This is a genomic window from Flavobacterium niveum, assembly GCF_055231775.1.
Window position 1 is genome coordinate 49,599 of record NZ_JBUYSX010000007.1, and the last position, 14,595, is coordinate 64,193.

At 45.7% G+C, this 14,595-nt stretch carries 13 protein-coding genes; 5 read left to right on the forward strand and 8 right to left on the reverse strand.

Annotation, left to right across the window (positions count from 1 at the left end):
• Positions 1-27: 27 nt before the first annotated feature.
• The 4 genes from ACZIX4_RS16710 to uvrA form a co-directional block, all read right to left on the reverse strand.
• Complete coding sequence (locus ACZIX4_RS16710) at positions 28-2,433, reverse strand: alpha-ketoacid dehydrogenase subunit alpha/beta (protein WP_463336787.1); 2,406 nt, start codon at positions 2,431-2,433, stop codon at positions 28-30.
• A gap of 211 nt (positions 2,434-2,644) precedes the next feature.
• Positions 2,645-5,467 carry a gluzincin family metallopeptidase gene (locus ACZIX4_RS16715; protein ID WP_463336788.1) on the reverse strand — a complete coding sequence of 941 codons (2,823 nt, stop codon included), beginning with the start codon at positions 5,465-5,467 and terminating at the stop codon, positions 2,645-2,647.
• A 135-nt stretch (positions 5,468-5,602) separates the two neighbouring features.
• The gene (locus ACZIX4_RS16720; RefSeq protein ID WP_463336789.1) at positions 5,603-6,328 is read right to left on the reverse strand and encodes an LOG family protein; all 726 of its coding nucleotides are present in this window, start codon (positions 6,326-6,328) and stop codon (positions 5,603-5,605) included.
• Positions 6,329-6,467: 139 nt separating this feature from the next.
• Entirely contained in the window at positions 6,468-9,299 is a 2,832-nt protein-coding gene (gene uvrA / locus ACZIX4_RS16725) for an excinuclease ABC subunit UvrA (RefSeq protein ID WP_463336790.1), read from the reverse strand.
• Positions 9,300-9,441: 142 nt separating this feature from the next.
• On the opposite strand from uvrA, the gene ACZIX4_RS16730 reads away from it, so the two are divergent.
• Positions 9,442-9,927, forward strand: coding sequence for a DUF6650 family protein (locus ACZIX4_RS16730; RefSeq protein WP_463336791.1), 486 nt, complete (start codon positions 9,442-9,444; stop codon positions 9,925-9,927).
• 168 nt (positions 9,928-10,095) lie between these two features.
• Here the strand turns inward: ACZIX4_RS16730 and ACZIX4_RS16735 are convergent, their stop codons facing one another.
• On the reverse strand, positions 10,096-10,395 hold the full coding sequence (locus tag ACZIX4_RS16735) for a GIY-YIG nuclease family protein (RefSeq protein ID WP_463336792.1): 300 nt from the start codon (positions 10,393-10,395) through the stop codon (positions 10,096-10,098).
• 476 nt (positions 10,396-10,871) lie between these two features.
• Here ACZIX4_RS16735 and ACZIX4_RS16740 point away from each other — a divergent pair, with 476 nt between their 5' ends.
• From ACZIX4_RS16740 to ACZIX4_RS16755, 4 genes are all read left to right on the forward strand, one after another.
• Positions 10,872-11,117 carry a hypothetical protein gene (locus ACZIX4_RS16740; protein WP_463336793.1) on the forward strand — a complete coding sequence of 82 codons (246 nt, stop codon included), beginning with the start codon at positions 10,872-10,874 and terminating at the stop codon, positions 11,115-11,117.
• A gap of 178 nt (positions 11,118-11,295) precedes the next feature.
• Positions 11,296-11,499 (forward strand): hypothetical protein, encoded by a 204-nt coding sequence (locus tag ACZIX4_RS16745; RefSeq protein WP_463336794.1) that lies wholly within the window; start codon positions 11,296-11,298, stop codon positions 11,497-11,499.
• Between the two features lie 103 nt (positions 11,500-11,602).
• Entirely contained in the window at positions 11,603-11,788 is a 186-nt protein-coding gene (locus tag ACZIX4_RS16750) for a hypothetical protein (RefSeq protein WP_463336795.1), read from the forward strand.
• A gap of 31 nt (positions 11,789-11,819) precedes the next feature.
• Positions 11,820-12,068 carry a hypothetical protein gene (locus ACZIX4_RS16755; protein WP_463336796.1) on the forward strand — a complete coding sequence of 83 codons (249 nt, stop codon included), beginning with the start codon at positions 11,820-11,822 and terminating at the stop codon, positions 12,066-12,068.
• Positions 12,069-12,129: 61 nt separating this feature from the next.
• On the opposite strand, the gene ACZIX4_RS16760 is transcribed toward ACZIX4_RS16755, so the two are convergent.
• From ACZIX4_RS16760 to ACZIX4_RS16770, 3 genes are all read right to left on the reverse strand, one after another.
• A complete protein-coding gene (locus ACZIX4_RS16760) occupies positions 12,130-12,828 on the reverse strand; it encodes a carboxypeptidase-like regulatory domain-containing protein (protein WP_463336797.1) in 699 nt (232 codons plus the stop codon).
• Positions 12,829-12,900: 72 nt separating this feature from the next.
• A complete protein-coding gene (locus ACZIX4_RS16765) occupies positions 12,901-13,821 on the reverse strand; it encodes an alpha/beta hydrolase fold domain-containing protein (RefSeq protein ID WP_463336798.1) in 921 nt (306 codons plus the stop codon).
• A 3-nt stretch (positions 13,822-13,824) separates the two neighbouring features.
• Entirely contained in the window at positions 13,825-14,586 is a 762-nt protein-coding gene (locus tag ACZIX4_RS16770; protein WP_463336799.1) for a C40 family peptidase, read from the reverse strand.
• Between the last annotated feature and the right edge of the window lie 9 nt (positions 14,587-14,595).

Genomic DNA, 14,595 nt, shown 5'->3' on the forward strand with positions numbered 1-14,595 from the left:
GTGAAGATACAAAAAAATACCCTAAGCTTAGTAAAGCTTAGGGTATTTTGCAGGCATTACTTCGTGCATAATGCCGTATACTTTTTCGTAGATATCTTCTACAGATGGTTTGCTGAAATAATCGCCGTCAGTAGCATAAGCAGGGCGGTGGGGTTGTGCGGCAAGCGTTTCGGGCTTGCTGTCCAGGTGTGTGTACGCACCCTGTACATCCACAATCTGCTGTAGTATGTAGGCCGATGCACCACCCGGCACGTCTTCGTCTATTACCAGCAGCCTGTTGGTTTTGGCTACGCTTTTGGCTATATCGTGGTTAATGTCAAACGGCAGTAGCGACTGTACATCTATAACCTCGGCATCTATGCCCGCTTCCAGCAGTTCTTTAGCAGCCTGCTCTACAAGGCGTAGCGTAGACCCGTACGATACCAGTGTAATATCGGTACCTTCTTTTACGGTTTCCACAACACCTATCGGGGTTTTAAACTCGCCAAGGTTCAGCGGCATTTTTTCTTTAAGGCGGTAACCGTTAAGGCATTCCACAATCAGTGCAGGTTCGTCGCACTCCATAAGGGTATTGTAGAACCCCGCGGCCTTGGTCATGTTTCGAGGCACCAGGACGTTAATACCCCTTAGCGCGTTAATAATCATGCCCATAGGCGAACCTGAGTGCCATATACCCTCCAGCCTGTGGCCACGTGTACGTATAATCAGTGGTGCTTTCTGCCTGCCGAAGGTACGGTAGTGCAGGGTAGCCAGGTCGTCGCTCATTATTTGTAATGCATACAGCAGGTAGTCCAGGTACTGTATTTCGGCAATGGGGCGTAAGCCGCGCATTGCCATACCGATGCCTTGCCCAAGGATGGTAGCCTCACGGATACCGGCATCGCACACACGGAAGTCTCCGTATTTTTCCTGCATGCCTTCAAGGCCCTGGTTTACGTCGCCTATGTTACCACAGTCTTCACCAAAAACAAGCGCTTCAGGATATTTGCTGAACAATGCATCAAAATTATTACGCATTATCATACGCCCGTCAGCTGCCTCAGGGGCGTCGCCATACTCGGGGGCAACTTCCTGTGCAGCCAGTACGTTTTTATCCGATTGCGAATGCAGGTGGCTGCTGTACTTCGGCTGGTTTTCGGCAAGATAACTACTTATCCATGCTGACAGCCCGTCTTTGCCGGGTTCGTTTATAACCATGCGCAGTGCCTTACGGGCAGCTACCAGCAGGTCTTTACGTTGTGGTTCTTTAAGGTTAGAAAGTTCGTTACTGTACTTTTCTATAAATATTTTGTTGTCGCTTTTGGCAGCAATACCCCTTAGCAGGTTTACAAGGCCGTCGCGCTCGTCTTTAATAGGGTTCTGGTATTCGGCCCAGGCTTTTTTACGGCCTTCCAGTACGGCGTCCTTGGCTTCTTTGTCTATTGTGGCAAGTTCTTCTTCGGTAGCAATACCGTTTTCTATAATCCACTTGCGCAGTTGTACGTTACAGTCGTATTCTGCCTCCCAGCTAAGGCGCTCAGGGGTTTTATAACGCTCATGCGAACCCGATGTAGAGTGCCCTTGCGGCTGTGTAAGTTCGTATACGTGGATGAGTACCGGTACGTGTTGTGTACGCGCCAATTCACCGGCACGTTCGTAAGCGGCCATCAGTTCGGGGTAATCCCAGCCTTTTACTTTTATAATTTCGTAACCGTTGGTGTTCTCATCACGCTGGAAGCCTTTCAGCACTTCAGATATGCTTTCTTTAGTGGTTTGGTAGCGCGCGTGTACCGAAATACCGTACTCATCATCCCAAACGCTGATAACCATAGGTACCTGAAGTACCCCGGCGGCGTTTATGGTTTCAAAGAACAGGCCTTCGCTGGTACTGGCGTTACCTATGGTACCCCAGGCTACCTCGTTACCTTTATCTGAAAAGTTTTCGCTGCCGCTGTAGTTGCCCACATTACGGTATATTTTACTGGCATGTGCCAGCCCTAGCAGCCTTGGCATTTGCCCGGCTGTAGGCGATATGTCTGAACTTGAGTTCTTTTGTTGGGTAAGGTTGCGCCAGTTGCCGTTTTCGTCCAGGCTGTGGGTGGCAAAGTGCCCGCCCATTTGTCGGCCTGCGCTGGTAGGCTCATGCGCTATGGAAGCGTGGCCGTACAGCCCCGCAAAAAACTGCTCTATGGTAAATTCGCCCAGTGCCATCATAAATGTCTGGTCGCGGTAATAGCCCGAACGGAAGTCGCCGTTCTTAAATGCCTTGGCCATAGCCAGCTGTGGCACTTCTTTACCATCACCAAAAATCCCGAACTTGGCTTTGCCCGTAAGCACCTCACGGCGGCCCAACAGGCTGCACTCGCGGCTGGTTACGGCAATTTTGTAATCGTGGAGCACTTCGGCCCTGAAATCGGTGTAAGAGAGGGCCTCTTTAGTTTCTGTACCGGTCATATCTCGAAGTTTGTGCAAAACACAAATTTAATCAAAACTGCGAGAAATCATAATATTAAGCGTTAAAATTAAATAGCGTTTTTATAACAAAAACTACCTAAAATTTTTAATAGTGTATTTTTAAGTAGTTTTTGGATTTTAAATTGAATTATCTTCAATGGTTAAGAGTGTTTTATGCGAATGTATGCTGCATAGCTTTAAGAAGCTGTTTTTAGAACCATTTACGCGTAAACAGGCTGAGCAATGTGCTGGGGCTAAGGGTAACCACAAAGCGTATTTTCTGCGAATAATTGCCCTGTGAAGGCTCAAAACCGTTGCTGGACTGTACGGGCAGGTACAACTCAAAATAATCAGTAACCAGGTTAAGGCGTACACCGCTGTCATACAAAAACTTAGTGCCGCTGTACTTGTTTTTCATAAGGCCTGCATCACCATACAGTTCTATCCAGTTCCATATATTAAAACTGCCGTTTACTGTGGTCATCCACTGGTTGGCATATCGGGTGTCAAACATCGATTTAAAACCGCCGTCGGCCATAATGTACTGCTGGCTGAAGAATCCGCTGGTTTCGCTACGGCCATAAAAGTTATAGTCAAACAGGTAATCGCTGGGCCTGTCCAATCCAAAACTAAAGAACTCTGAAGCGGTATCACGATACATAAATAATCCCGCAAAAACCCGCAGGTTTACCTGCCTGTTGTCGTTAAACAAATGCCGGTACTGGTACTCACCCGAAAGCTTGCCGAATATACCCGATAGCTGCACATCGGTACCAAAGCTGTTGGTATGGGCTATATCGCTTTTGGTAAAGTTATAACGTGCGTTAAATACCGAGTAGTTCTCATTCTGCTCCTGCGTATCGGCATACGCCGATTCCTGCCGCTGTACCATTACTTGGCGTATGGTTATAAATTCTCTTTGGTTAATCCGGTAGTTGTCGGGGCGTATGCGCAGCTGTATCCACGGCATCAGGCGGTAGTAGCGGGCATCGGGTGCGTAGTGGTAGGTGTTGCCCTGTAGGTTATAGCGCACATTAAACAGCGAACCTTCGCGTATGTACTGGTTGTACATAAACGATGCCGACCCGATGGCCTGGCCGGTATTGGGCGAATAGAGCCCGCTTACGTCAAACACAAAAGGCTTGTCTATAAACGACTTGTTGTTAAAGCGGATGCCGGGCGAAAAACCGTCGTACAGGTTGTAGCTAAAAGCGGGTACATAGAATATCTGGTTATAATCCGGGTCTTCCAAATCCAGGAAAAAGGTAAACTTGTACGGCCTGCGGTTCGGGAAAAAGCCTTTAAGCGAACGCTGGTTGTTGCGCGGGTTAAACTCGGGCATTTCCCTGTTGTAGTTCAGGGCAAGCCTTTCGGCATCGCGACGGGGCAGGGTTATGGTAGTATCCTTTTCGAAGGCATTAACCCATTGCTTAAACACCACTGCTTTTTTCTTTACCCCGTATAATGATACCGGTACCGGTGTGCCGCTTACGTTTTTCAGGGTAACGGTTACGGAATCTTTATCTTTTTTTACGGCGCCTATTTTGTAATCCACCACATCACGCGAATCTATGATATGGTTAAAAAACCAACTGATGTCTTTGTCAGTATTCTGGCGTAAAGCCAACTCAAAATCGTTGCGGTTAGTAGCCGTTGTGCTTTGGTTTTGAGCGAAAAACTCCTTTACCGATTTGTTTACAGCATTATTGCCTACATAGTCGTCAAGGTATTTGTAGCCCTGTGCAGCCTTATAGGCATTTGCTATCTGCTCGTTGAATTTTATGAATGAGCTTTTTGGGTCGCCTATGGGCTGGTCAAGGTTTTTGCGGGCCATAAGCAGGTACAGGTACAGGTATTGGTCTTCCTGTTTTATATTAAACAGATGGTGGCCCTGCAATAGGCTCCAGCTGCCCAGGTTTCCTGTAACTTTTTCGCCCGGATGGTATTCCCGCAGGTAATTGATAATTACAGAAGTTTCTATGAAGTTGTACACCCAGTTGTCTTCGCGCGGGTTCAGTTTCAGGGTATTGCGCAGGTAGGCGTTTACATAGGTTTTCAGGAACTTTATTTCAAAGATAAAACTATCGGGGAACGGCCTCAGGAACGACGGCAGCTGGTTTAGCCCGTATACAGGGCTGCGGTCGTAATCGGCCTGGGTAACCAGTATCTTTTCGTAAGGATATTTGCCAAGGCTGTTAGCGGTAAATGCTGCCACGCGGTCTATGAGTACGGCACGTTCTATATCGCTTACGCGGTTATCGGCTATGCTGTTGTATATAATCCCCGAGTTGAGGTTATGCACTTCTGTGACTTTTACTTTTTCTGCCTCAATAGTAAAGCCCATACGAGATTTTCCGGTAAAGGTGTAGGTGTCAACCTGTTTTGTAGTACCGTCAAGGTCGCAGTACAGTTTATAATCACCAGGTATGGTAATGGAAAAGTCGTAGTCTGAAGCCGCATTGGCTATGTCGTCCAGGTTTTCGTTGCTGGCAGTTACAAAGCCGTTCTCGTAGCGGGCAGGGGCCAGGTACCAGTCGCGCAGGTGGTAGTTGCCGGTTTTACCCTCGTAACCAAAATGTGTAAAGCGGGCATTGGGCAGCTTTACGTGATAGCTGAACGTTATTTTAAACGACCTGCCTGGGTAAATGGGATTTTTCAGCTGTACAAAAACCAGGTCCGGGTGGTCTTCCGGGCGGTTCCAGCTAAGGCTGAGGCCGTTCTGGTCGGTAAAGCTGTACAGGGTAGTGTTGCCACGGTCGGCTTCCTTAGCGAGGTGGAATGCCTTAATGAACTCATCGGTAAAACGTTTCGCCATAGGCGTTGTCTTGGCCGAGTAGGCGTTGTTCCAGTCGTTAAGGATAATGTGGTTCAGCGTATCGGCAGAGGTGTTTACGTAGGTAAGTTCCTGGCTTACATCTATAGTGCGTTCGCCGGGGTTAAACTGTGCCGAAATGTTGTTTTTGTGCTGTGCCAGAGCTACGTGGCTGCACACCAATAGTATAACGGAGCAAAGTGCTTTGCAGATGCGGTTCAAATTCCCTTTTTTTAGTTAAATTTTCTTTTGCCTATCGCTAAAAAGGGCCGGTGGTGCTATCCCTATATAACTCCTAATATACAAAAAAATTGTGCAGCACATTGAAGCACTGCACAATTTTTTAAACGCCAAAGCTTAAAAATTCGGACTAAGGCTGTATTTTTTGTAGAAAGCATCGATTACCTCAAGTACTTCATCGGCAGTATCTACCAGCTTTATCAGTTTAAGGTCGTCCGGGCCTGCATTGTGGAATTTGTCTATGATGGTCTGTTCTATCCAGCCCATAAGTCCGCCCCAAAACTCAGTGCCTACCAGTATGATAGGGAACTTGGCTATCTTCTTGGTCTGGATAAGGGTTACCGCTTCAAACAATTCGTCAAGCGTACCGAAACCGCCCGGCATGCCCACAAACCCCTGGCTGTACTTAACAAACATAACCTTGCGCACAAAGAAGTAATCAAAGTTAAGGTTAAAATCATGGCTGATGTACGGGTTAAAGTGCTGCTCAAAAGGCAATTCTATATTAAGCCCTACCGATGGCGCTTTGCCACGGCTGGCACCTTTGTTACCGGCTTCCATAATGCCGGGGCCGCCGCCTGTAATAACGCCGTAGCCTGCATTGGCTATCTTTTCGGCTATTTCTTCGGCAAGCAGGTAGTATTTATCATCGGGCTTGGTACGTGCTGAGCCGAATATCGACACGCACGGGCCTATCTTGGCCATGGTTTCAAAGCCGTTTACAAACTCGGACATAATCTTGAAGATTGCCCATGAGTCGTTACTCCTTATTTCATTCCAGGGTTTTTGGGTAAGCCCTTCCTGTATCCACTCTTCGTCGCTGCTGTATTTTTCTTTTGACATTCGTCTTTTGGTTTCAAGTTTAAGGTTTCAGGTTAATTTGACAGTTCGGCTGTTTCGCTGGTCGCTTAAAGCTAAATGCTAAATGCTGATAGCTGATAGCTGATAGCTGATAGCTGATAGCTCAAAATTTCAAAGCTGGCTAATATAACTCTTTTTTCAGGAAACGGGCTGTATGGCTCTTTTTATCTTTTGCCACTTCCTCCGGTGTGCCTTTGGCTACCAGTTGCCCGCCGCCTTTACCGCCTTCGTAGCCGATGTCGATTATGTAGTCGGCCAGCTTAATCACGTCCATGTTGTGCTCTATGATAAGCACGGTATTGCCTTTGTCTACCAATGATTTGATAACCTCCATCAGCACACGGATGTCTTCAAAATGCAGCCCCGTGGTAGGCTCATCCATAATGTAGAAGGTGTTGCCGGTGTCTTTCTTGCTGAGTTCGGTTGCCAGTTTAATACGCTGTGCTTCACCGCCACTAAGGGTAGTGCTTTGCTGCCCAAGGGTGATGTAGCCAAGGCCCACATCCTGTATCGTTTTTATCTTGCGGTATATTTTCGGGATGTTCTCAAAGAACGGTACTGCTTCATCTACCGTCATATCCAACACATCGCTTATCGACTTGCCTTTGTAACGGATTTCCAGTGTTTCGCGGTTAAAGCGCTTGCCCTGGCAGGTTTCGCATTCCACATACACATCGGGCAAAAAGGCCATTTCTATAACGCGCATACCACTGCCTTCACAGGTTTCGCAACGGCCGCCGCTTACGTTAAAGCTGAAGCGTCCCGGTTTGTAACCACGAATCATGGATTCAGGTGTCTGGGTAAACAGCGTACGGATTTCGCTAAACACGTCGGTATAGGTAGCCGGGTTAGAGCGTGGTGTACGTCCGATTGGGCTTTGATCAATATCGATAACTTTATCGATATGCTCCAGTCCTTCAATTTTCTTATAAGGTGCCGGTTTTTTAACGGCATTGAAAAAATGCGCGTTTAGTATAGGGTACAGGGTGCCGTTTATAAGCGTACTCTTGCCGCTACCCGATACACCTGTAACGCAAATCAGCTTGCCCAGTGGGAACTCCACCGAAACATTCTTCAGGTTGTTGCCCGTAGCGCCGGTAAGTTTTATTTTTTTGCCGTTACCTTCGCGGCGTTCTTTTGGGACTGAAATTTCCTTTTCACCGTTAAGGTAGGCTGCGGTAAGGGTGTGCTCCTTCAGTAGCTCTTCCGGTGTTCCCTTGCTCACAATCTGCCCGCCGAAACGCCCTGCAGCCGGGCCGATGTCTATTACATAATCGGCGCGTTCTATCATGTCCTTGTCGTGCTCCACAACGATAACTGAGTTGCCAATGTCGCGCAGTGATTCCAGTGAATGGATTAGTTTTTCGTTGTCGCGCTGGTGCAGCCCGATGCTTGGTTCGTCCAAAATATATAGTACGCCTACAAGTTGCGAACCAATTTGGGTTGCTAATCGTATGCGCTGTGCTTCACCACCCGATAATGTACCCGAGCTACGGTTAAGCGACAGGTAGTTTAGGCCAACATCTACAAGGAAGCCAAGGCGTGCGCTGATTTCCTTAACGATTTCAGCAGCGATTACTTTTTGCTTGTCCGAAAGGTGGTTGTGAAGTTCGCCAAACCAGGCAGACAGGTCGCTGATGTCCATCGCGCTCAGTTCGGCAATGTTAAGGCCGTTTACCTTAAAGTAAAGTGATTCCTTTTTCAGCCTGGTGCCTTCGCAGACAGGGCAGGGGATTTCATCCATGAATTCCTTGGCCCAACGCTTTATGGATGCCGAAGCCTCCTCGCTGAACTGATTTTTTATGAACGCCGATATGCCTTCAAATTCTATTTTGTACTCGCGGTTAACGCCGAGTGTTTTACTGTTTACGGTAAATTTTTCCTTGCCGCCGTTCAGTATCATTTCCATGGCTTCGGCAGGGATTTTTTCAATCGGGTCGGTTATCTTGAATTCAAACTTTTCGCCAATTGCCTCCAGCTGCTTGAATATCCATGAGTTTTTATATTCGCCCAGTGGCGCAAAACCACCCTGCTTTATGCTTAGCTTAGGGTTAGGGATAATCTTCTTAATGTTGATTTCGTTCACGATACCCAGCCCGTTACAGTGCGGGCAGGCACCCTTAGGCGAGTTAAACGAAAAGTTATTCGGCTCAGGGTTAGGGTAGGAGATGCCGCTGGTGGGGCACATAAGGTTACGGCTGTAGTAGCGTACCTCGTTGCTGTCGTGCTCTATCACCATCATTACATCTTCGCCGTGGTACATGGCCGTTTTTATGCTTTCGGTAAGGCGCTTATCGGCTTCTTCACTGTCGTTTACCGCCATACGGTCTATGACAATCTCTATGTCGTGCACCTTATAACGGTCCAGTTTCATGCCTGGCTCTATATCCTTTATTTCGCCATCCACACGCACCTTCAGGAAGCCCTGTTTCTGTACCTGCTCAAACAGCTCGCGGTAGTGGCCTTTACGGGCACGCACCACAGGCGCAAGTATATTGATACGCTTATTGCCGAATTTTTCGGTAATCAGTTCCTTAATCTGGTCGTCGCTGTAGCTCACCATCTTTTCGCCGGTAACGTAGCTGTAAGCATCGGCACCACGGGCAAAAAGCAGTCGGAGGAAGTCGTATATTTCGGTAATGGTACCCACGGTAGAACGCGGGCTTTTAGTGGTCGTCTTTTGTTCGATGGCAATTACGGGGCTAAGGCCGTCTATCTTATCGACATCGGGGCGCTCCAGACCGCCAAGGAACTGACGTGCATAAGCGGAAAAAGTTTCTATATAACGGCGCTGGCCCTCGGCATAAATGGTATCAAACGCCAGGCTCGACTTACCGGAACCCGATAGCCCGGTGATGACCACAAGCTTTTCGCGGGGTATGGTAACGTCTATATTTTTAAGGTTGTGGGCGCGTGCGCCAAGCACTTCAATCGTTTCGTCGGTATTCAGCATATTGGGTATGTGTGCAAAACGCAAAGGTACTGATTTTATGGCAATTTTTTAGGGTAGGGCAGTGGTAAGGGAGTGTTAAAAAGGGAAGTAATTTATCTTTAGCTATAAAATTGTATATTAGCTCTATATTGTAATTATTTATATGACATTCAAAGAAATAGCAAATAGAATAACAGGGTTTAGTATACCTGTTTTTGGAGTTTCATGGAATCCACCAATTCTTGAACAAAAAATAGCGGATAAAGTAATAACTTTTCTGGAGGACAGAAGAGTTTTATATAATCCATATGAGCTTGAGTCTCCAGAATATAGTAAACAATCTATACTTAAAATTAGAGAATTTTTGACTGAACAATTATATGATGTTGATAAAGATTCAGAACTAAGTATAATCTTGAGGACTATGCGTAGTAGTTGCCGAAAGTTTTTAGATATGTTAGAAAAAAATGATTTCTATTTTAAAGAAATGACTTATAATTTAAACTTTGGTGGGCAAATTTTATTTTATAGTGGTATTGGGGAACTTAGAGGTGTTGTCGGTTTCATGGTAGCAAAATTATTAATTATGTATGGAATAGATTGTGAAAGTGATTTACTGAAAATTATTCCTTTCGAAATTGATGAATAGTTTATGGCTTATATAATAAGATTGCTTCGTCGTACCTCCTCGCAAAGACAGTGCGTGAAAAAGGGAGTGTGAAAAACACAATGTAATTACAGTACCTCATTTTCCGGTCCAATCCGGTCCGTCTTTGCGAGCGCAACGCAGTGGAGCGCGGCAATCTATATAAACCCATTACAAAAACTCCTCTATTTTGTAAAACAAATCCTCCCACTCAGGATTTATCGATTCAATTAGTTTAATTTTCTTAGCCCTTGATCCTGCTTTAATTTGTTTCTCGCGGGCAATTGCATCTTCAATCATCAGGAAAGATTCAAAATACACCAATTTATTCAGGTTATATCGTGCCGAAAAAGAATCGGAATAACGCTTTTCTTTATGTTGTTTTATCCTTAGGTGTATATCGCTTGTAACCCCAGTGTAAAGAACTGTATTGGTGTGATTGGTAATGATGTATGTAAATCCTGTTTTCATTTTGGTTGGTTGTACATGCAAATTACAAAAAAATAGATTGCCGCGCTCCGTTGCACTTCGCTCGCAAAGACGGTGCGTGAAGAAATGAACGTGAAGAAAGGTGCGTAAAAAATGACGTTATTAAACCCTTACGACCCTGAAAGGGTCGCATGTATTAGCATGGGGCAACGCCCTACGAAGGTATAATGGATGATTTAAGACGTGTGCAGTGTGAGACGCATGCAATGCGTCTCTACGGGGAAAACTGTGAAAAATCCGTGAAAATCCATTTAATCTGTGTCATCAGTGTTCCGGTTTGTCCAACAACTAACAACCATTAACCAATAACTAAATCAGCATCTTAGCATCCTTATTTATAACCAATCTATTTTCAAATAACTCAAAACCAGTTATTTAGAATTTCTCTAACATATATTCTCCATAACTTTGCTGTATAGAAATTAAAATACGAAGTATAACCTCAAAAAATAATAGTTATGGATATTAAACTGGCAAATTGTTGTGGTAACTGCGACCACCACATAAAAGGACAACTTTGTAACGTACACGAAATTGTTACAGCAGAAACACAGGCTTGCGGCGCTTATGAGTTCCGTGCGGTACTAAACAGGGAAACCGACTGCCTTAAATGCTCTAAATTCCAAACGCAGCACTGCCCTCACTCAGAAAAAGCAAGCGAAGGCATGATGTGTACCGTATTCTACCCAAGGATTGTAGCATAACGGTTGTTGGTTGTCAGTTGCCGGTTGTTGGACATCAACCGGTTAACTTATAGACAAAACTAAATACATTTTTATAACGAAAGGCTGCCCAAAACGGGTGGCCTTTTTTATGCTTTCGTTGGCACTTCGCTAACAGTATGCTATGGTTTTACATGGTAACTTTACTATAAAAATTATCATGAAAAAGCTTGTTGCTATTATATTTCTACTACTTGGCTATGCTTGTGCTACCGGTACAAGCACCCCTGCCGATGAAGCCGTGCAGCCATTGCCGGGGCAAAACCTTCGCACGTCAAGCGATATGAATATTACCCCGGCTGCCAATACCGTGCCCGACGGCCCCGAACCCACGCCTGCCGATACACTAAAACCTAAAGAGTAACGGTTAATCTTTAAGGGTTTATTATCAGTAATTTATGATTTCTTTAGCTAAAGGGTGTGGTTTATACCTATAACTTTGGGTAAAACCGTAAAAACACCATGATATGAAGAAAATTGTTTTTGCAATACTACTGGCCGGAAGCCTGGGTATTATGTCTTGTAAATCTAATAAAAGCGGTGAAGGTGAAACCACAGACACCATTGCTGCAGATACGGCCACTGCGGTTGTAGACACTGCTACGACACCTACAGATACGGTACCTGCCGTAACCGATACCATACCGAAATAGTACCAAACGGCTGCGGCCAAAACATAAGCTTATGAAAAAGATAGCTACAACAGCAATGTACACGGTGCTTATTTTTGGGGCGCTTAGCGTGCAGTCGTGCAAAGACAAGCCTGCTGATGAAAGCAGTGAAAGCGGCGATATGGTAACCGATACCGTGCCGCCCGAAGGTATGTCGTCTAAACCGGTGGCAGATACTATTATTACCGAAAAAGATACGGTAGTAAGTACTAAAGATGCCAGTAAAGGAAAAGAGAATGTTACAGGGACACAAGTCCCTTAGTAATTATTATTTAATTTGGGTAGAAAAAGGACGGCTCCGCTTTTGCGGGGCTGTTTGTTTTTTATCGGAACAGGTTACCTATTTTGTGGAAAATACGGCCGAAGAAAGAGCGTTTAGGCTCTATCATCCCCTGGACAGTAGCCTCAAGCTTAATATTATAAAATGATTTACTGTTTAACGTTATATGTTTTGGTTCAAAACCGATATATGTTAACTCTAATACCTCTCCCGGCAGGGCTTCAATTGTAAAGTTGCCATCAATATCAGTCTGAATACAAAGGCCTGTAGATACGTTTTTAACGGTTACCCCTGGTAATGGTAAATCTAAGTCATCGTTAATTATTCCACTTACTGTTGCAATTTTTTCTACACTATCTGTAGCAGGAATATTCTCAGAAACATTGCTATTTGTTGTGTCCTTTTTCTGAGGTGAAGTTTCAGTTTTTATGGGTGAACCCTGTGCTATTGCCTTGTTACTGCCCAATACCAAAAAGCTTATAATAGCGGCGCAGGCTGTTGCCCACATGCTGCTTTTCTCTTTTGTAATGGCAAGGTCGCGGTTCAGCTGTGTAGCAGTAAACCTGCCGCACAGGTTGTTATCCTGCCGGAGTGCCGTGGTAATCTCCCTGTCTGATGCTTTTGTAAAATCAAACACCTGTTTCTGGCAGGCGGCGCAAAACCTTCCTTTATCGGTAGGCGTCATGGTAGCCCAGTTTTCATGGCAGGGTGTGGGGATGGATATTTGTATACGCTGGTTCATACCGGAAAGATTTTGTCCTTTATTATTAAGGATAACTTTCCGTGGTAAAAGGTTGGGTCACCTTTTGAAAAATTATTCCAAATGCGTCTGGAAAAAGGCCGTAACCTTGGTAAACAGCTCGCTGTATGTAGCATCGTCCCAGTCGCCATGTCCGCCGTCAGGGTAAAAGTTAAACTCGTTTGCCACCCCGGCATTGTCCAGCGCTTCGTGTAGTATAGGGCCTTGTGTGGCGGGAACCAACTCATCCATACCGCCATAGAAGCTGATTGTTGGAGGGGATTGCGCCGTAATGTGCGATACCGGGTTTACTTCGGTTATCATGCTTTGGGTAGGGGTGTAGGTGCCTAACAGGTAATAAGCTGCAAAACTGTAAATGGGGTGCGATGTATACATGGGGTCTGTAAAATCTGCCGGCCCTACAATATCGCAAATCGCTTTTACTTTGTGCTGGGTGTCGTAATTATAGCCGTGCAGCATGGCCAGGTGGGCACCTGCACTGGCGCCTATCAGGGCATATTCATCGTCTATAACATAACCGCTGCGGTTTTCCAGGTAGTCAAATACCTTTTTTATATCATCGGTCTGTTTCGGGAATGCCGGGCTTCCCTCAGTTGCCAGGCGGTAATTGATGTTGACAATGGCACAATCAGGGAATGCAGTTTTAAGCAATTGCACAAAACCGGTAAAGTCTGCCTTATCGCCTTCTATCCAGCCGCCGCCGTGTATCATTACAATTACTTTGGTGTTTTCGGTACGCCCGGCGGGCAGGTACACGTCCATTATTTGTTCGGGGTCATTGCCATAAGCCAGGTTGGTATATTCTTTGGCGGCAGAGGTGTCATCTGTGGGAAGGTTATTGTTGCTGTCGTCTGACGAACAAGCGGTGAATAACCCGCCAAGCAGGAACAGTATATAAAGCATTTTTTTCATAGCACAAGGTTTTGATAAACAGGCTGCAAAAACCGTGCAGAAAAAAAGCAGCGCTTTTGGCACTGCTTATATTATCTTTTTTATTACCCGTAGCTTGTGGCTGTGGCGTTTGGTATCTACGTTGTAAATGCCTAAGTGGTCCAGGCGGTCTATACGCACCTTGCCGTGAGCGTGGATAATGTAGTTGTCTTCCATAATAATACCCACGTGGATAATGCGGCCTTCTTCATTGTCAAAAAAGGCAAGGTCGCCCGGTTCGCTTTCTTCGATAAAGCTCAGGGCTTCACCCTGTGTGGCCTGTTGGCTGGCATCGCGCAGCAGCTTATAGCCATTCAGCTTATATACCATTTGCACCATGCCTGAACAGTCTATGCCGAATGGTGTTTTGCCTCCCCAAAGGTAAGGTGCATTAAGGTACATGTAAGCGGTATCCAGTATCTGGCTTTTGCCTTTAACGCCTGATACGCGCAATCCGTCAAATACAAATTGCTCAGGGTTAAGGCTTGCATCATCAAGTGCGGTAAGGGCTACACCCATGGGTACGGGCAGCAGCTGGTTGTTTGCAGAGGCAAGGTATTCTATAAGGTCGCCATTCATTACCGGTTCGGTTTCCTGCAGGCGGTTATAGGCGCCCTCACTTATAGTAAGGAATTGTTTGTTGTCTATCCAGCCGTTATAACCGTCATAACCAAGTTCTATGCGGCTCCATTTTTCGGTTTGTTCCAGTATTTTGAAATGTTCGCCAAACAATACCTGCGAGGTTAGCTCACTGCGGTCGCTGGGTTCCAGCCTTAAGGGTACAATAGCAAGGTTACAAATACCAAACATTTAATGTTC

Bases quoted from the DNA above. Each gene is read 5' to 3' on its own strand.
- ACZIX4_RS16710 (WP_463336787.1), bottom strand. From the start codon at position 2,433: ATGACCGGTACAGAAACTAAAGAGGCCCTCTCTTACACCGATTTCAGG.
- ACZIX4_RS16720 (WP_463336789.1), bottom strand. From the start codon at position 6,328: ATGTCAAAAGAAAAATACAGCAGCGACGAAGAGTGGATACAGGAAGGG.
- uvrA (WP_463336790.1), bottom strand. From the start codon at position 9,299: ATGCTGAATACCGACGAAACGATTGAAGTGCTTGGCGCACGCGCCCAC.
- ACZIX4_RS16730 (WP_463336791.1), top strand. From the start codon at position 9,442: ATGACATTCAAAGAAATAGCAAATAGAATAACAGGGTTTAGTATACCT.
- ACZIX4_RS16735 (WP_463336792.1), bottom strand. From the start codon at position 10,395: ATGAAAACAGGATTTACATACATCATTACCAATCACACCAATACAGTT.
- ACZIX4_RS16740 (WP_463336793.1), top strand. From the start codon at position 10,872: ATGGATATTAAACTGGCAAATTGTTGTGGTAACTGCGACCACCACATA.
- ACZIX4_RS16745 (WP_463336794.1), top strand. From the start codon at position 11,296: ATGAAAAAGCTTGTTGCTATTATATTTCTACTACTTGGCTATGCTTGT.
- ACZIX4_RS16750 (WP_463336795.1), top strand. From the start codon at position 11,603: ATGAAGAAAATTGTTTTTGCAATACTACTGGCCGGAAGCCTGGGTATT.
- ACZIX4_RS16755 (WP_463336796.1), top strand. From the start codon at position 11,820: ATGAAAAAGATAGCTACAACAGCAATGTACACGGTGCTTATTTTTGGG.
- ACZIX4_RS16760 (WP_463336797.1), bottom strand. From the start codon at position 12,828: ATGAACCAGCGTATACAAATATCCATCCCCACACCCTGCCATGAAAAC.
- ACZIX4_RS16770 (WP_463336799.1), bottom strand. From the start codon at position 14,586: ATGTTTGGTATTTGTAACCTTGCTATTGTACCCTTAAGGCTGGAACCC.